The sequence below is a fragment of the uncultured Maribacter sp. genome (assembly GCF_947500405.1).
GTDB lineage: Bacteria > Bacteroidota > Bacteroidia > Flavobacteriales > Flavobacteriaceae > Maribacter_B.
Genome location: NZ_CANMRY010000007.1, coordinates 99427 through 116752, shown reverse-complemented (window position 1 = coordinate 116752; position 17326 = coordinate 99427). Strand labels below are relative to the sequence as shown.

18 protein-coding genes are annotated in these 17326 nt (G+C 31.2%); 1 reads left to right on the top strand and 17 read right to left on the bottom strand.

Annotated elements, in window-relative coordinates; translation table 11 throughout:
• Positions 1-219: 219 nt before the first annotated feature.
• The 15 genes from Q0945_RS11145 to Q0945_RS11075 all read right to left on the bottom strand — a co-directional run bounded on the left by Q0945_RS11145 (position 220) and on the right by Q0945_RS11075 (position 15631).
• A complete protein-coding gene (locus Q0945_RS11145) occupies positions 220-1338 on the bottom strand; it encodes a hypothetical protein (protein ID WP_299434523.1) in 1119 nt (372 codons plus the stop codon).
• Positions 1339-1436: 98 nt separating this feature from the next.
• Positions 1437-2504: a serine hydrolase domain-containing protein gene (locus Q0945_RS11140; protein WP_299434521.1), complete on the bottom strand. Its 1068-nt coding sequence runs from the start codon at positions 2502-2504 to the stop codon at positions 1437-1439.
• Between the two features lie 10 nt (positions 2505-2514).
• Positions 2515-3273: a head GIN domain-containing protein gene (locus tag Q0945_RS11135; protein WP_299434519.1), complete on the bottom strand. Its 759-nt coding sequence runs from the start codon at positions 3271-3273 to the stop codon at positions 2515-2517.
• Positions 3274-3282: 9 nt separating this feature from the next.
• A complete protein-coding gene (locus Q0945_RS11130) occupies positions 3283-4383 on the bottom strand; it encodes an acyloxyacyl hydrolase (RefSeq protein WP_299434517.1) in 1101 nt (366 codons plus the stop codon).
• 65 nt (positions 4384-4448) lie between these two features.
• A complete protein-coding gene (gene metF, locus Q0945_RS11125; RefSeq protein ID WP_299434515.1) occupies positions 4449-5402 on the bottom strand; it encodes a methylenetetrahydrofolate reductase [NAD(P)H] in 954 nt (317 codons plus the stop codon).
• A 20-nt stretch (positions 5403-5422) separates the two neighbouring features.
• Positions 5423-5899 (bottom strand): DinB family protein, encoded by a 477-nt coding sequence (locus tag Q0945_RS11120; RefSeq protein WP_299434513.1) that lies wholly within the window; start codon positions 5897-5899, stop codon positions 5423-5425.
• 19 nt (positions 5900-5918) lie between these two features.
• Positions 5919-6158: a hypothetical protein gene (locus tag Q0945_RS11115; protein WP_299434511.1), complete on the bottom strand. Its 240-nt coding sequence runs from the start codon at positions 6156-6158 to the stop codon at positions 5919-5921.
• 1 nt (position 6159) lies between these two features.
• On the bottom strand, positions 6160-8871 hold the full coding sequence (metH, locus tag Q0945_RS11110) for a methionine synthase (RefSeq protein WP_299434509.1): 2712 nt from the start codon (positions 8869-8871) through the stop codon (positions 6160-6162).
• 11 nt (positions 8872-8882) lie between these two features.
• Positions 8883-9206: a four helix bundle protein gene (locus Q0945_RS11105; RefSeq protein ID WP_299434507.1), complete on the bottom strand. Its 324-nt coding sequence runs from the start codon at positions 9204-9206 to the stop codon at positions 8883-8885.
• Positions 9207-9242: 36 nt separating this feature from the next.
• Complete coding sequence (locus tag Q0945_RS11100) at positions 9243-10241, bottom strand: homocysteine S-methyltransferase family protein (protein WP_299434505.1); 999 nt, start codon at positions 10239-10241, stop codon at positions 9243-9245.
• A 132-nt stretch (positions 10242-10373) separates the two neighbouring features.
• Complete coding sequence (locus Q0945_RS11095) at positions 10374-11747, bottom strand: DUF58 domain-containing protein (RefSeq protein WP_299434503.1); 1374 nt, start codon at positions 11745-11747, stop codon at positions 10374-10376.
• Positions 11748-11756: 9 nt separating this feature from the next.
• Positions 11757-12740 (bottom strand): MoxR family ATPase, encoded by a 984-nt coding sequence (locus Q0945_RS11090; protein ID WP_299434501.1) that lies wholly within the window; start codon positions 12738-12740, stop codon positions 11757-11759.
• A 27-nt stretch (positions 12741-12767) separates the two neighbouring features.
• Positions 12768-13949 carry a hypothetical protein gene (locus Q0945_RS11085; RefSeq protein WP_299434499.1) on the bottom strand — a complete coding sequence of 394 codons (1182 nt, stop codon included), beginning with the start codon at positions 13947-13949 and terminating at the stop codon, positions 12768-12770.
• Complete coding sequence (locus Q0945_RS11080) at positions 13942-14628, bottom strand: hypothetical protein (RefSeq protein ID WP_299434497.1); 687 nt, start codon at positions 14626-14628, stop codon at positions 13942-13944. The genes Q0945_RS11085 and Q0945_RS11080 overlap by 8 nt, the downstream gene beginning before the upstream one ends.
• Before the next feature lie 25 nt (positions 14629-14653).
• The gene (locus Q0945_RS11075; RefSeq protein WP_299434495.1) at positions 14654-15631 is read right to left on the bottom strand and encodes a stage II sporulation protein M; all 978 of its coding nucleotides are present in this window, start codon (positions 15629-15631) and stop codon (positions 14654-14656) included.
• A gap of 22 nt (positions 15632-15653) precedes the next feature.
• On the opposite strand from Q0945_RS11075, the gene Q0945_RS11070 reads away from it, so the two are divergent.
• Positions 15654-16412 (top strand): RDD family protein, encoded by a 759-nt coding sequence (locus Q0945_RS11070; protein ID WP_299434493.1) that lies wholly within the window; start codon positions 15654-15656, stop codon positions 16410-16412.
• Between the two features lie 11 nt (positions 16413-16423).
• On the opposite strand, the gene Q0945_RS11065 is transcribed toward Q0945_RS11070, so the two are convergent.
• Entirely contained in the window at positions 16424-16822 is a 399-nt protein-coding gene (locus Q0945_RS11065) for a DUF805 domain-containing protein (protein WP_299434491.1), read from the bottom strand.
• A gap of 75 nt (positions 16823-16897) precedes the next feature.
• Positions 16898-17266, bottom strand: a complete 369-nt coding sequence (locus Q0945_RS11060) for a DUF805 domain-containing protein (protein ID WP_299434489.1) — start codon at positions 17264-17266, stop codon at positions 16898-16900.
• Positions 17267-17326: the final 60 nt, after the last annotated feature.

Sequence of the window (17326 nt, the reverse complement as noted above, 5' to 3'; positions counted from 1 at the left end):
ACTGTTAAAGAAATATTTATTTGTCATTTTCTTATAAAACTGGGGCTAATGTAATCATTATATTCAAAAACAAAAGCTTTAATCTTTATTTTTATTTATTTTTAAATATATACAACATATAATAACAATAATTTTATATTTATCAATTATTGTTACGAATAATTGAAACAAAAAAACTCTCCGTTTGGAGAGTTTTTATAGTATAGATACGTTTTTATCTTATTTTTTATTAAAATGATACTCGTATACTTCTTCTTCTCCTTCGTAAGTATCTTTTTCTATAATAACTAATTTATCCGCAGTAAGTGTTATCTCTCCATCAAAAGCTAAATAACCATCTTCTTCAACTCCTGATTCTGTTTCTCCATTATACGTTTCTGTATACTCAAACTCTACTATGGTTAATTTACTTTCCTCTTCATTATAAGCCCAGTTTCCTTTAGATACATATATTTCTTCTTCATCTTCATAAACTGCTTCACAAGATTCCTTTGAAGCATCCCAATCAAAATCTCTATCCGTATCATTATAAGTATACTCGTAGGTACCATCACTATTAAAAGTCATTAGCAAACTATTTGTAGTATAACAATATTCTATTGTAATCTCTTTAGTTTCTCCACTTGCGCAATCTAAAGTAGTTGTATACCCATCTTCATCACAATACTCTTCTCCTTTATTTATTGTTTCTCCATTATCTATTTCTTTTGTAAAACCCCAATCTGCTACTAGATTAGTATTACCACCCCAAGACTCTACAGTTACACAAACTTCTTCTGGCTCACTAATATTTCCCTGACCATCATATACACAAATTACATAACAAAAAGTACCTGCAGTAACTTCTGTTTCAAAATTTACATCTATAGATGTGTCTTCACCTTTTCCTGCAATATTACTTTTAGCCGATTTTTTATTTGCAAAAAAACCTCTTTTAGTGGTTTTTGCTGCTTTATCATATACTCCAGAAGTAGCTCCTACAGGAATATCAAAATAAGAATCCGCCATTCCGTTTTCGTCTTTCAATTGTACATAAGCACCTGCGAAACCTTGTGGAGCTTTAAATTGTATATCAAAACCGTTTGTTTGAAAAGCAGTTTGCTTTTCATAGTCTAAACTAAATTCTATATCTCCGCTAGGAACTGGACTTCCTTGTTTCTTTGTAGCTCCTTCTATGATTACGCCACTGCTTACCGCATTTACATCTAATAAAACTTCTTCTTTCTTATTAACTCCGTCTGGATCTGGGTTACTATCCAATTTGTTTTCATCATCTTTAGAACATGATAATGCAGCAATTGCTAAACAGCCCATTAAGAATACGTTTACTTTTTTCATACTTTTAATTTTTGTTTTATGGTTGATTCCTTAGCGAAAACGAAGAACCTTCTTACTTTATTGCAATAACTTACAACCTTAAAAAAATAATATTATATTTAACCTATAATGAAAGAAATAACCTCATCTAAAACGTCTTGTATTTTAGGATTGGTACCATTTATTAAAATTGAAAAAACTAACTGCTCTTTAGGGTACACATAAAAGTTAGAATACCCGCCTACTCCATTTCCTACGTGTCCATAATAATCTCTACCCATGCTATCTTGGCTAACCTGCCAACCAAGACCATAATACGTTGGCTTATTATTTATTATTTCTGAAGTTAAGAACTGACTTAAAATCTCTTTGTTAAGACATTTATTATCTAAAAAAGTTTGTCCAAAATTTGCTATATCTACTGTAGTAGAGAGAAACCCTCCTCCCGCTAACTTATAGAAATTATTTACTGGAATAGCTTCTCTAAAACCTAATCTGTTTTTTACATAAAAAGAAGTCGCATTTGGATATACATGTTCCTGAATTTCTGCAACCGTATTTTTCATTCTTAAAGGTTTTAAAACCTTTTCCGTTACATACTCCTCAAAAGGTATTCCACTAGCCTCTTGCATTGCAAGAGAAACTAAAACCCAATCAAAGCTATTATATAAATAATCTGTTCCTGGTTTAAATAGCAAAATATCCTCCTTAAAAATAGCTATACTCTCTTTTATAGTATAGGGTTTATTTAAGGCATACTCCATTCCTTCATAACTTCTTATTCCTGCAGTATGGCTTGCCAGTTGCCTTATGGTAAAATCCCATTTCTTTTTTGGGTAATACGGAACGTATTTATAAAAAGAAGCATCTAAATCTATAACTCCATCTGCAACCATATGCGCTAAAGCTGTTGCCGCAATGGGCTTAGAAACACTTGCTATTCTAAATTGAGTTGTTATAGGGTCTACTAGAATTTTCTCTTCTAGATTAGCATACCCATATCCTTTTTGAAATTTGACTTTTCCTTTTTCTAAAACAGTAATAGCAAGGCCTGGTATTTTCTTCTCTTCAATTAAATTTTGTAAAAGAACGTCAGCTCTAACTAGTCTATTTAATTCTTTTTTATCCCCTATTATTCTCTTAGAAAGAAATGTTTTTTTTAAATATTGTATAATAGGGTTTTTCATGACAGATTAATTAATTAACCTCAAAAATTAATTGCCCTGTATATAGCGTTTCTACAGAAACTATAGGTGGTTTATTAAAACTCCTAACATCTCCCGGCCCTCGTAAAACACCATTTAGAGCTTCTTGTGGAGATATAAGTAAATCATTTGAACCTCTATGATTGAATGTTACATTTTTACTGATAAGGTTTTCTGTTTCTATCCTAGAATCTCCTGCAGCTATAACCACATTTAAATTATTTGTTGTTCCAGAAAGTTTAAAGTAAGAATTTCCATTTACCACTATAGAAATAGTATTTGAATTTAATGCTAAATTAAATTCCCCATCTGTTGTTTCTACTTCTGGCTCTCCGTAACTCTCTGATAATAATGTTAAGCTACTATAAGACAACACACCATCGCTACGAACGGGCCAACTAGTACTGCTTCGTATTTCTGTAATATTAGGTGCTGTTACATAGATTTTTGTTATGCCATAGTTTCTAACAAAGTTACAATTGTTATTATCTCTTAAAACTAACCTGCCTTCTTCTACAATTGCAGTTACTTCTTCTCTTAAAAATTCTCCAGTTTCTATTGCTACGTTTTGCTCTCCCTCTTTAAGAATAAGCTCTATGTTTTCAAAAACTGTAATTTTATTAAAGACAGGTACTGTTACTTCCTCTATACTAATATCTCCTGATGCCTGAAAACAATCTGGAGCATTGGTACTACTACATGCAAAGTTTATTAATACTACTAAAAAATATATGCGTTTTATTTTTTTCACTTGTTTATTTTAAAACCGAATTCCTACTCCAAATTCAATAGCTTCTGCATTTGCTGCATGAGATTTTAAAGATACTACCGCAAAAACCTTCTCTCCTAAATATCTTTTTAAACCTAATCTATTATACATTCTCCCCTCAAAATCAAAAGGATAATAAATATAATATCCTAATTGAGTGGTAATAGATAGTTTATTTATAAATAATTCATGCCCCACAAAAACACCAACTCTCTTATAGTCTGTATCCCCAGAAATAGCATCCTCTGGAAAAGATATACTTCTATAACGTATTAACTCTTTTAAAAACCTAGAAAAGAAAATATCGGTTCCTAAATGGAAAGCACTTTTTCTTCCTATACGTTTATCTGCGTATGCAGATATAATATAAAAAGGATATTGCCCCATTCCTTCAACATCACTACTATTAATTCCACCTCGTAAAGCTAGATTATATTTTATTGGCTCTTTAAAATTTTCTTTCTCTACACTTACATTAAAATGTATTTCTTTACCTCCATCTAAATCATACACAAGTCCCGCATTAAAAGCTAATGTATTGGTTGATGTATTTGGCGATTTAAAACTACCATTAGAGTAATGTATTAAAGATAGTCCTGCTTTAAAACCTAAACCTTTATAAATATTTTCTTTATGGTAATTAAGCATAAAATATACCGATGCCATAATAGAAGTTCCATAGGCATTATTTCTAAAATTAGTTTCCTTATCATATGGGTTTGTATTGTAAGATACCCCCTGCCCAAACCTTAATTGCAAGTTTCTTTTTAGATAATAAAAATTATAATGAAGAAAAACGCCATAATGCTCTCCAAGGGTACTATTATTCATATTCTGATATATGAAAGAATACCCAAAATCTGGATAATTATAGGCTTGCTCCCATTCTTCTTGTCCAAAAGTTTTCTTATTTAAGCTTAAAATAAGACCTCCTGGATGTTCCGTAATTAAATGCGATATACTTGGGTTATGTTTAAGTACAGAACCATAAAATTGATTCGCATCAATGGTATACTTTTTTGGAACTATATCTTCTTGCGAAAAACAAAAAGAAAACGAGAAAATAATGGCTATAAAAAAAACTAGTCTCATAAACCACAAAAGTAGGAATTTGAGACTAGTCTTATTTCTTTTATTTTTATTAAAAATACTATTCTTTAAAATAATGCCTTTCCAATAGAAAATACATTATCAGATTTACCCATAGAATAATAATGCAATACCGGCACCCCCGCTTCTTTTAGTTCTTTAGACTGCTGTATTGCCCACTCTATACCTACTTGCCTTACCGCTTTATTATTTTCACAACCATCTACAGCATCAATTAAATCTTGTGGCAGATCTATTTTAAATACTTGCGGTAACAATTGTAAATGTCTTTTTACTGCAATTGGTTTTATTCCTGGAATAATAGGCACATTAATTCCTATTTCCTTTGCCGCTTCTACAAACTGAAAATATTTTTGATTATCAAAAAACATTTGCGTAACTATATAATCCGCACCAGCATCTACTTTCTCTTTTAATCTTTTTAGGTCTGATTGTAAAGAAGGTGCTTCTAAATGTTTTTCTGGATACCCCGCTACACCAATACAAAAATTCGCATTATTCTCCATAGGAGTATCATCATGTAAATACTTTCCTGTATTTAAATTCTGAATTTGAGAAACTAAACTTGCTGCGTATGGATGACCGCCTTTTGTTGGTGTAAAATATTGTTCTTCTCGCATAGCATCTCCACGCAAAGCCATAACATTATCTATTCCCAAATATTGGCAGTCTACTAACATGTATTCTGTTTCTTCTTTTGTAAAGCCTCCACAAAGCACATGTGGTACCGTATCTACATTATATTTATGTTTTAAAGAAGCACAAATACCTACTGTTCCAGGACGCATACGTGTTATTTGCTTATCTAAAAGACCCGATTTTTTAATATAAACATATTCTTCTCTGGAGGTTGTAACATCAATAAAAGGAGGGTTAAATTCCATTAAGGGATCTATATTATCATATAATTGCTGAATATTTTTTCCTTTAACAGGTGGTACTATTTCAAAAGAAAATAATGTTTCTCCTTTAGCATTTTTAATGTGATCTGTTACTTTCATTACTCTAAACTTATTTCCTTTTACAGGCTATTTAATTGGCTATTGATTAAGTTAATTTGCCCTAAATGATACACATCATGCTGCAAGACACCATGTAGCATAAAATCATTTGTATATTCTTTACCAGCGGCTTTTTCACTTAACCAAGTTTCCTTTTTTTCTTTTACTAATTTAATAAGTTCCTCTTGTGAAACTTTTAATTCTAATACTATTTTATCTCTTTCTTCTTCCGAAGATACTACTACATTTTCTCTCCAGTCTTCTTTAGTATTTAGTTCTATATCAAAAGAAGCATTTCCTTTTAATTTTTCAATTACAAAATACTTCCAATCTATTACATGACAAACTATACTTGCAATAGAGTTAGAAGTGTTTTTAGGTTTTATATTCCAATTTTTAAGAGGAATGTTTTGTAAAGATCCAACTAATGAATTTCCAAACCAAGGTTCTCCATTAAAAACTTCATTAATTGTAGAATAATAATTTTCTATCTTCATAATCTACAGAATAAAATAGTTACAAACCTAACATTAATTTCACATCATTGCATGTCTCTTTATACCCCCAATAAATCCATCTTCCATACAAATAATCTTTTAAAATATATTTTTCAATGACCAATTTTATACGCTCTATTGCTACAATTTTCTTAGAAAAACCTTCTACATGAAAATTTCCCACTATCTCATTATTATCAGTATCATACCTATGACTAATACTAGAACTACCTAAAGAAACTTCTATATACTTTTTCATTCTATTCGTCCGATATATTTGTTGCTAACCATTTCGTTGCTTCTTCTAAAGGCATTCCTTTTCGATTTGCAAAATCTGCAACCTGATCTTCTTTTATTTTTCCTAATCCAAAATAACGAGCTTCTTCATTGGCAAAATAGTAACCACTAACACTAGATGCTGGCCACATTGCCAAACTTTCGGTTAATTTAACTCCAATTTTTTCTTCAACTTGTAAAAGCTCCCAAATAGTTAATTTCTCTAAATGATCTGGGCAAGCAGGATATCCTGGTGCAGGACGTATTCCTTTATAAGTCTCATTTATTAAATCTTCATTTTCTAAAGATTCATTAGCTGCATATCCCCAGTGATTTATACGCACCTCTTTGTGTAAATATTCTGCATAAGCCTCTGCCAAACGATCTGCTAATGCTTTTATTAAAATAGAATTATAATCGTCTAAGTCTGCCTTGTAAGCATCTGCAATTTCATCTACTCCAAAACCTGTACTTACACAAAAACAACCTATATAATCTTGTTTCCCTGTATCTTTAGGGGCTATAAAATCTGCAAGTGCATAATCTGCTACTCCTTCTCTACGCCTTAATTGTTGCCTTAATGTTCTAAAAAAGTACTCCTTTCCGTTATGATGTAAAGCAATATCATCATCGGTAACTGCATTTGCAGGAAACAAACCAAAAATAGCTTTTGCCGTAAACAATTTTTCTTTAAAAATTTTCTGAAGCATTTGTTGTGCATCATCAAACAACTCTTTTGCTTGTTTACCAACCACCTCATCCGTAAGAATATCTGGAAATTTACCATGCAATTCCCATCCTCTAAAAAACGGAGACCAATCTATATACGGCTCCAATTTCTTTAAAGAAACATCTTCTATAACTTGCACTCCCATTTTGTTTGGTTTTACAATCTTTGATGCTTCCCAATTTATCTGAAACTTATTTTTACGAGCTTCTTCTATTGTTTTATATTCTTTCTTTTTAGTTCTGCTTAGAAACTTATCTCGGAAAGATTCATAATCTAACTTTATATTTTTCTTATAATCTAAAGAGGTTTCTTTCTGTAATAAATCGCCAACCACCGTAACTGCTCTAGAGGCGTCATTTACATGGACTACTGCATTGCTATACTGCGTATCTATCTTTACTGCTGTATGTGCTTTACTTGTTGTTGCGCCACCAATTAATAAAGGAACATTAAAATTCTGGCGTTCCATTTCTTTTGCTAAAAAAACCATCTCATCTAAAGATGGGGTAATTAATCCGCTAAGGCCTATAATATCTACATTATGTTCTATAGCAGCGTTAATAATTTTCTCTGGAGGAACCATTACACCTAAATCTACTATCTCGTAATTATTACAAGCAAGAACAACACTTACAATATTTTTACCAATATCATGAACATCTCCTTTTACAGTTGCCATTAATATTTTTCCATTGTTATCCGAATCTCCTACTTGCGGATTTTTTAGCTTTTCTTCTTCTATATATGGCAATAAATATGCAACTGCCTTTTTCATTACTCTGGCAGATTTTACTACTTGTGGTAAAAACATTTTTCCGCTACCAAATAAATCTCCAACAACGTTCATCCCAGTCATTAAATTTCCTTCAATAACTTCTATAGGTTTTTCTGCATTTTTACGAGCTTCTTCTACATCTTCTACAATATACTTATCTATTCCTTTTACTAAAGCACGGGTAATACGGTTTTGCAAAGGCTCTTCCCTCCAAGATAAATCTACCTTACTTTCTTTTGCTGTACCAACTACGGTTTCTGCAAAATCTAATAATCTTTCGGTAGCATCATCTCTCCTATTTAAAACAACATCTTCAACACGTTCTAACAAGTCTTTAGGAATGTCATCATAAACACCTAAAAGACTAGGGTTTACAATTCCCATATTCATACCTGCTTGGATTGCATGGTATAAAAACACCGAGTGCATAGCCTCTCTCACTGGGTTATTTCCTCTAAAACTAAACGAGACATTACTTACCCCTCCACTTACACTACAATGTGGTAAATTGTTTCTTACCCATCTTGTTGCTTCAATAAAATCTATAGCATTAAGCTTATGCTCATCCATACCTGTGGCAACAGGAAAAATATTTAAATCAAAAATTATATCTTCTGGAGCAAAATTTACTTCATTTACCAAAACGTCATAAGAACGTTTTGCTATTTCTAATCTACGCTCATAATTATCGGCCTGGCCAACCTCATCAAAAGCCATTACAATTACAGCAGCACCGTATCTTTTTATAAGTTTAGCCTGATTAATAAATTGTTCTTTACCCTCTTTTAAACTAATAGAATTTACTACACATTTTCCTTGAACAACTTGTAACCCTGCCTCAATAATATCCCACTTAGAGCTATCTATCATAATAGGAACCCTAGCAATATCAGGTTCTGCAATAACAAGATTTAAGAACTTAACCATGGCTTCCTTACCATCTATAAGTCCGTCATCCATGTTAATATCTATAATCTGAGCACCACCATCTACCTGCTCCCTAGCAACACTAAGTGCTTCTTCAAAATTTTCTTCTTTTATTAATCGAAGGAATTTTTTTGACCCTGCAACATTGGTTCTTTCTCCTACATTTATAAAATTTGTATTCTCAGAGAGAACTAAAGGTTCTAAGCCCGAAAGTTTTAAGAACTTTCGTTCTTTGCTCTTCGTTGTTTGTTGTTCGTTGTTCACCCTATTTTCCTTTAATAATTAATAAAACCACTTAACAACTTTTTTACTCTTTCCACTTCTTTTAAAATAATATTTATGTCTGATTCTAGAAACTCTAAATCGTTAGCTAAAATTAATTGTGTTTCTAATTCAAATAAAGAACCTCTACTTATATTTAAAAAATGTATAGTTTTCTTGTTTAATTTTCTTCCACATTCTTCTACAAAAACAACACATCTTCTTATTTGAGAAATGAGCTCGTATTGCTCTTGTTTAGGAAAAACCTTAGTCAAAACGTTAACAGATTTTACCAATTTACGTGCCTGTATCCAAATATCTAATTCTTTATAGTCCAACTTAAATAATTTAATAACAACGAAAAACGTTTAATGCTAAACGTTTAACGACCTTGGTTTAATATCCTTTACCACATCAGCAATTGCTGTAATATGTTCTGGAGTAGTACCACAACAACCACCCACAATATTTACCAAACTCTTTTCTACATATTCTTTTATTTGTGCTGCCATTTGCTCTGGAGTCTCGTCATACTCACCAAAGGCGTTTGGTAATCCTGCATTGGGGTGTGCCGATACTGCAAAATTAGTTTTAGCAGACAATACTTCTAAATGAGGTACTAATTGGTTGGCTCCTAATGCACAATTAAAACCTACCGATAAAATTGGAATATGAGAAACAGAAATTAAAAATGCTTCTGCTGTTTGTCCTGATAATGTTCTACCTGATGCATCTGTAATAGTTCCGCTAACCATAATTGGGACTTCAATATTACGTTCTTCTTTAACTTCTTCTATAGCAAATAATGCAGCTTTGGCATTTAAGGTGTCAAAAATTGTTTCTACCATTAGCATATCCGAACCACCATCTAACAAAGCCTCTACTTGTTGCTTGTAAGCTATACGCAACTCATCAAAAGAAACAGCTCTGTAACCAGGGTCATTTACATCTGGAGACATACTAGCGGTCTTATTCGTTGGTCCAATACTACCAACAACATAACGTGGTTTATGAGGTTCTTTTTCTGTAAACTCATCAGCTACCATTTTTGCTATTCTAGCAGATTCATAATTTAAATCATACACCAACTCTTCCATGTCATAATCTGACATAGCAATTGTTGTACTAGAAAATGTATTTGTTTCTACAATATCTGCTCCTGCAGCAAAATATTTTCTGTGTACTTCTGCAATAGCTTCTGGTTGGGTTAAAGACAATAAATCATTATTTCCTTGTACTGGAGATTTCCAATCTTTAAAGCGTTCACCTCGAAAATCTTCTTCTGTAAATTTATAGCGCTGCAACATAGTCCCCATAGCGCCATCTAACACTAAAATACGCTCTTGTAATAAATCTTGAATATTCTTTTTCATAGCAAATAAGTCTCCCAAAACACCTAAAAATTACTTTGCTTTTTAGGAAGTGCAAAGGTAGACTATAGGCTATTCTTTACCAAGAACAGAAACAGGATACCACAGGAATGAAAACAGATGTTAAAAAAAGAACTATAATAATCCTTTTGCCTTAATCTCTAGGTATTTATTTATAGTATCTATTGTTAAATTTTGAGGTTCGGTAAGAATGGTTTGTATTCCAAACTTATTTAACTCTGCCACTATCAATTTTTTATCATAACTAAATTTTTCAGCTATAGTTTTATCAAAAATTTCTTGTGTGTTTTTTGCTTCTTGCCCTTTTAACTGTTCTAGCTCTGTATTCTTAAAGAAAACAACTACTAGCATATGACTTTTATTAATTGCTCTTAAGTAGTTCATTTGCCTATGAACAGCATCTAAACTTCCAAAATTAGTATATAATAATAGTAAGCTTCTTGTGGTTATTTTTCTTTTTATATGTCCATATAAATTTCCAAAATCCGATTCGCTAAAATCTGTATTTACATTATATAGTGATTCTTGAATTAAATTCATCTGCGCATTTCTACGCTCTGCTACCACAAAGTTTTCTGGTTTTTTAGAAAATGAGAACATACCAGCTTTATCATGTTTACGAACTACAACACTACTAATAACTAAGGCTGCATTTATTGCATAATCTAACAAGCTAAGGTTTTTAAAAGGCATTTTCATGACTCTACCTTTATCTATGATGGAATAAATTTGTTGCGATTTTTCGTCCTGAAACTGATTTACCATTAATTGGTTACGCTTTGCAGTTGCTTTCCAATTAATGTCTTTTATATTATCTCCTTGTACATATTCTTTAATTTGCTCAAATTCAAAAGAATTTCCAATACGTCTTATTTTTTTTATTCCAAATTGTAGACTACTCTGGTTTAAGGAAATTAAATCGTACTTTTTTAATTGTAAAAAACTTGGATATGTTTTAACCATTTGGGAATCTCCAAAAGAAAACCTGCGTACAGCTAAACCTATTTTACTAGCTGTATACACATACAGTTTTCCAAAATTGTATTCTCCTCTTTCTGTTGGCCTAACTGTATAACTTAATTGCTCTTTTTTATTTGCATTAATACTAATTGCAATACTAAAATCTCTTTGCTGAAATTGCATTGGAAGCTCTTCTAAAATAGTGCAATACGTTTTTAAAGAATATTTATTAGTAATGGAAATTGGTACTTTATTCTCATCGCCATTAGAAAATTTCTCTGGCAATTCTCGCTGCGCCTCTATACCATTTTTATTTCCAAAAAGAATTAATATATCTACAAGAACAAGTGCTATAAAAACAAAGAATAAAAGTTTAGCTAATAATAATATACTTGGAAAAATAAAACTTACTACAAATAGAACTATGATTCCAAACATCGCATAAAAAAAACGATTGTTTAGAAACAAGTCTTTAAAAAACCGAATTAACGGCATTCTAGAAAATTCTGATGTTTTATTCTCCGACATTAACTTTCCTTATTTAGGAATATCTACACTTTGTAAAATATCATTAATAATCTGTACCGATGTTATTCCTTCCATTTCTCTTTCTGGAGTAATTATAACTCTGTGCTGCAACACAGGAATAGCAATTTGCCTAATATCTTCTGGAGTAACAAAATCTCTACCATTTATAGCTGCAAATGCTTTACTTGCTTTAAGAACAGCAATAGACGCTCTTGGTGAAGCTCCTAAATATAAAAATGGATTGTTACGGGTATTTAGAATAATTTCTGCTATATATTTTATTAAATGCGGCTCTACAATTACTTGCGATATTAAACTTTGGTATTGTACTATTTTCTCTTTACTTAAACTATTGGTTATCTGTGCTAGCTTTGTTGTTTTTAACTGATGCTCTCTGGTAATAATCTCTACCTCATCTTCTAAATTAGGATAATCTATAGTTATTTTAAACAAAAAACGGTCTAATTGTGCTTCTGGCAAACGGTAGGTTCCTTCTTGCTCAATTGGGTTTTGCGTTGCCAAAATCATATAAGGAGCTTCTAGTAGGTATTTTACACCATCCATAGTTACTTGCCTTTCTTCCATAACTTCAAACAAAGCGGCTTGTGTTTTTGCAGGTGCTCTGTTTATTTCATCGACCAAAATAATGTTAGAAAAAATTGGCCCTTTTTTAAATTCAAAATTGGAAGTTTTTAAATTAAATATAGAAGTTCCTAAAACATCTGACGGCATTAAATCTGGTGTAAACTGCACTCTACTAAAATCTACCTCTAAAGACCTAGCCAATAACTTTGCTGTTATTGTTTTGGCAACACCAGGAACCCCTTCTAACAAAACATGCCCTTCTGCAAGTAGCGCAGTAATTAACAAATTTGCTATATGTTTTTGACCTACAATTACTTTTGCAAGTTCTTCTTTTATCTGAGCTACACTTACTTTAAGCTCTTCTAAATTTAACCTACTATTAAATTCAATATCGTTGTTTTCTTCCATACTATATTGTTTTATCTTACTGGCGGTTTATTGTTTATAGAATTTTTCTATTTCTTTATTCAGTGCTTTTAATGGTTCTTTTGTACTAAATTGATGCGATTTCATCTTTATAATTAAACTCACTAACTGCTGTATTTCTTCTACAGGTTTACCAGAACGTAATGCTAATTTGGTTACAAAATCTTCATTTAACTTATCTGTAGACAAATGATATTTACTACGCACATGCTCTAAAAAATGAACAATTACTTTTTGTATAATACCATTATAGTCTTGGGCCTCATAATGCAAATTACTAACCGTTTGCACAAACTCTGTTGTTGTATTTTTTAATGGGTCTTTTAAAGGAATAATACGCTGCCTACGTTTTGCATTAAAAAGCATAAACAAGCCTATAGTAGTTAATAACAAGTACCAACCCCATTTTAAAGGTTCTTTAGATAGTATATAGCGCAACGGACTTCTGCTAATTTCTGGGTCTAGCTTAACAGCTTTATCTACTAAAATTGGCAATTTTGGTAAATAGGAAATTACACTACTAACGTACCCTGCATCTTTTGCCTCTAACATTTGGTAATTCGTAAAAACTTCTGGTGTAGTATGTATATAAAACACGCCGTCTCCGTATGGGATACCTATAAAATTAGAGTGTTTTTCATTTTCTAGTGATTTAACATAGCCTAGTTTTTTTCCTTTTGAAATAGAGTCGGAAAAATAACTAGCACCAAAAGGAACCTTTGGAGTATATTTTAGAGTATCTATAACATAATTTAAAAACAGTGTCTTTTCTTCTTGTTTTATTTCTACTCGATCATATTCCATTTTAAATCCTAAAGTATCTTGTACATATTCAGGAAAATAATAGGCCGATATAAAGGCCTGATTACCATACTCTACATATTCTAATAAAGAATTAAAAGAAGTTTCGTCTATATCATATCTACCAGAAATACTAACATAATTTTTTAAAGTATCCTTTTCTTGCATTCGCAAATGCTGATCGTACTCATAAAAAGTGGTGTATACTTTTTTAGAAGACTCTCCCTTAAAATAAAATGGTATTTGATCAAAAAAAACTTTAGTATCTAGAGGTTTTGTTTGGGTTTCATCAAAAGTAGGTGACCAGTCTATCTCATTACTTTGGTTTGTAACTAATAAAATAAATACTAGTAATACCCCTCCAAGAATAAGTAATTGTTTTTTACGCATTTTTAAATGATTTTAAAATTTGCGAATAAACCGTTGATGCCGTTGTATACTCTTTTTCGTCTATAGAAAACTCACCGTACCAAATATAGGTAAAGTAATACGTAGCTTTATTAAAGCCTTTGGCATAAGAAGTACCTTCTAATGCTACTTGGTAATCATAACTGGTTTTTTGAGAATCATACGTAATTATATTATTCTGGTCTAATTTTTTAAGAAGTAACAAATAATTATAACGTACCGCTAAACGATAGTCTTTATTAACTAAGGCTTCTTGAATTAAAACTTCAAAATTAACTTCTTGTATATTTTCTCCTATTTCATAATTAAGCTCGCCGGCTTCTTCTTTTTTCTTTCTAAAAAACCATCGCCCTTCTTTGTTTAAAATTACCCTTACAATAATATAAACAACACCCACTATTATTAAAATAAAAAACAAAAGTTTTAGATTTTCAATTATATTCCTAGCTCCTTCATCTTTTACACTAAACCAGCTAGTAAGCAAATCTGTTAACCAGGCTTTAAACTTGTCTATCCAAGAAATAGTTTCTTTATAGTCATAATCTGTTCCTCTATAATCTTCCTTAAAGGTATTGGGTAACGTACGCAACTCTTCTGGCTTGTTTGGAACAATACTTTCTTGTGCCGCAACCAAAAAAGTGCCTATTACAAAATAGAACACGTAAGCAAAAAAGTATGGAATTCTCTTATTTTTTAACACTTCTTGGAATTGTTTTCTTATACACCTTAAAAGGATATATTAAATAGTAATAAGAGATTAAACTAAGGGTTCCTAAAATTATAAATAGCGCCAAATAATTAGGCATAATATTAGAATATCGGGTAACAAAACCTTCTAAAAAACCTGCTGCAATTGTAAACGGAAATGTACTAATAACAATTTTAATACTGTCTCGTATTCCTCTTTTAAAAGAATTTAGCCTAGAGAACGTTTTAGGAAACAAAATACTAGCACCTAAAAGAAACCCTGCAGCTCCTTCTATTACAATAGCAAAAATTTCCATTGCACCGTGTATCCAAATTCCTTTGGCACTTTTCCATAAAACACCTTCTTGCTCAAAGAAATATTGGAAAGCCCCAAGCATAATTCCGTTTTGTAAAAGCACGTATCCTGTTCCTATACCACCAGTTACGCCATAAACAAAACTCATGAGGCCTACCCTTAAATTATTAAATGTAATTCCTATAAAACTACCCCAATTACTTCCACTTTTATAAATAGCTACTGGGTCGCCGTTTTCTATATTTTGTAATGTTTCGTTAACATAACTGTTCCCTAAAATTAAACGCACAAAAGTGTCATCATTAGCAGCAGAAACTACCCCCATTAAAACCGCAATTATGAAAAAAGAGAAAGAATACAGTATATATCTTTTATATTGATACAATAAAAGTGGAACTTCTACTTTAAAGAAATGAACAAAAACGTTTGTCTCCTCTCTTTTAGTTTGATAAATTTTTTGATAAACCCGAACCGCAAGATTATTAAGATAGGTTACAAGTTTGCTTTTTTTGTAGTAAGTTTGGGCGTATGCTAAATCATTAATTAAATGCATGTATAAATTAGACAAATCATCAGGATTATCAATTTTTTTTTGCGCAATGGCTTTTTCAAATTGTAACCATTTTTCCTTATTTTGTCTAATAAAGGCAATTTCTCTCATGCTTAACAAATAAAATCATATAATGGCAGAAATACAAATTACTACTACTCAAAATGTAACCATAGCTTTTACTGCTGCCGAAGTAGGAGAACGTATTTTAGCTTATTTTATTGACTTGCTTATTAAAATAGCTTACATAAGTGTTGTTGTAGCTATTTTTAGAGCTGTTTCTAATACTGGAGGAATGGGTTTTGAAAATAATTTTGATACAGATCCATGGAGTGTTATGGCCATTATTATTATTTTAGGATCTCCTGTTATTTTTTATACCATAGTTTCAGAGTCCTTAATGCTAGGCCAAACTATAGGTAAAAAAATAGCCAAAATTCAAGTGGTAAAAATTGATGGCTATCGTGCTACTTTTTTAGATTTTTTTATACGCTGGGCTATGCGTTTTGTAGATATTAATATTTTCTCTGGTGTAGTTGCTCTAGTGAGTATTGGAAGCTCTAAAAATCACCAAAGATTGGGTGGTATGGCATCTGGAACTGGAGTTATTACCTTAAAAAACAACGTAAACATTAGCCATACTATATTACAAGAGGTTTCCGAAGATTACAAACCCACTTATCTTTCTGTAATTAAACTCTCAGATAACGATATGCGTATTATTAAAGAAAATTTTATTCGCGCTAAAAAAGCGAATGATTTTAAAACTATTCTTATTTTAAAAGAAAAAATTATTGGGGTAATTGAAGAAGAACCACACCCAGATGTTACTGCCGAAAATTTTATTAAGTGTGTTCTAAAAGATTATAACCATTTTACAAAAAATATGTAATACTGTTATTATTAAACTTGTGTTATACCTATATCGTTTATTTCATTATCTATAGGTTTCTTTGGGTTTAATCCGTATTGGTTAGCGTTATTTCCCCCTTCTGTACACATTAAAACTAAAAACCAAATTCCACCAATAAAAGGAATACAACGAACAAATATATACCAACCACTTTTATCTTGGTCATGCAACCTTCTTACAGTTAAAGCTAATGAAGGCATCACAATTGCCAACATATACAAACCTACAGGAATCATAACTACATAATCCTCTATTCCTAATACAGCTATTACACCTATAATACTAATTATAATAATTGCATTAAAAAGATTAAACATCCAATATTCTTTTCTTCTAGATCGTCCAGAAAAATCTGCATACTGTTTCATTGCTTTTAAATACCAATTCATATTTTTTTTATTGAAACAAAAAAGAGATAAAACGTAGTATACATTTTATCTCTTTCTATACTATTATAAATAGATTTAAGCTTCTGAAACTCCTATTTCATTAAGCTCACTATCTGGATTTTTTGGATCCGGACCATACTCATTAGTTCCTTCATCTCCGTTAGTACATAGCAAGTATAAATTGTAAAATGGTATCAATAAAAACCAACCACTCTTACCTACATCATGCATTCTTCTTACACCTACAGCTATTGTTGGCACTAATACTCCTAAACTATATAAAGTGTTTATCCCAAAACCTTCTAAGCCTAAAACAGATGCATCTATAATACTTAAAACTACACTGATAATTGTACTAAACAAATAAAACATCCAGTACTCTTTTCTTCTAGATCTCCCCTTAAATTCGGCGTACTTTTTAAGCACCATTGTAAACCATTCCATATTTTTATTTTTAGGTTATTGTTAATTATTGAATTTTTAAAACGTATTAAAAATAAAAAA

Bases quoted from the DNA above. Each gene is read 5' to 3' on its own strand.
- Q0945_RS11075 (WP_299434495.1), bottom strand. From the start codon at position 15,631: ATGAGAGAAATTGCCTTTATTAGACAAAATAAGGAAAAATGGTTACAA.
- metF (WP_299434515.1), bottom strand. From the start codon at position 5,402: ATGAAAGTAACAGATCACATTAAAAATGCTAAAGGAGAAACATTATTT.
- Q0945_RS11060 (WP_299434489.1), bottom strand. From the start codon at position 17,266: ATGGAATGGTTTACAATGGTGCTTAAAAAGTACGCCGAATTTAAGGGG.
- Q0945_RS11145 (WP_299434523.1), bottom strand. From the start codon at position 1,338: ATGAAAAAAGTAAACGTATTCTTAATGGGCTGTTTAGCAATTGCTGCA.
- Q0945_RS11120 (WP_299434513.1), bottom strand. From the start codon at position 5,899: ATGAAGATAGAAAATTATTATTCTACAATTAATGAAGTTTTTAATGGA.
- Q0945_RS11065 (WP_299434491.1), bottom strand. From the start codon at position 16,822: ATGAATTGGTATTTAAAAGCAATGAAACAGTATGCAGATTTTTCTGGA.
- Q0945_RS11070 (WP_299434493.1), top strand. From the start codon at position 15,654: ATGGCAGAAATACAAATTACTACTACTCAAAATGTAACCATAGCTTTT.
- Q0945_RS11085 (WP_299434499.1), bottom strand. From the start codon at position 13,949: ATGCGTAAAAAACAATTACTTATTCTTGGAGGGGTATTACTAGTATTT.
- Q0945_RS11090 (WP_299434501.1), bottom strand. From the start codon at position 12,740: ATGGAAGAAAACAACGATATTGAATTTAATAGTAGGTTAAATTTAGAA.
- Q0945_RS11130 (WP_299434517.1), bottom strand. From the start codon at position 4,383: ATGAGACTAGTTTTTTTTATAGCCATTATTTTCTCGTTTTCTTTTTGT.
- Q0945_RS11100 (WP_299434505.1), bottom strand. From the start codon at position 10,241: ATGAAAAAGAATATTCAAGATTTATTACAAGAGCGTATTTTAGTGTTA.
- Q0945_RS11140 (WP_299434521.1), bottom strand. From the start codon at position 2,504: ATGAAAAACCCTATTATACAATATTTAAAAAAAACATTTCTTTCTAAG.
- Q0945_RS11115 (WP_299434511.1), bottom strand. From the start codon at position 6,158: ATGAAAAAGTATATAGAAGTTTCTTTAGGTAGTTCTAGTATTAGTCAT.
- Q0945_RS11095 (WP_299434503.1), bottom strand. From the start codon at position 11,747: ATGTCGGAGAATAAAACATCAGAATTTTCTAGAATGCCGTTAATTCGG.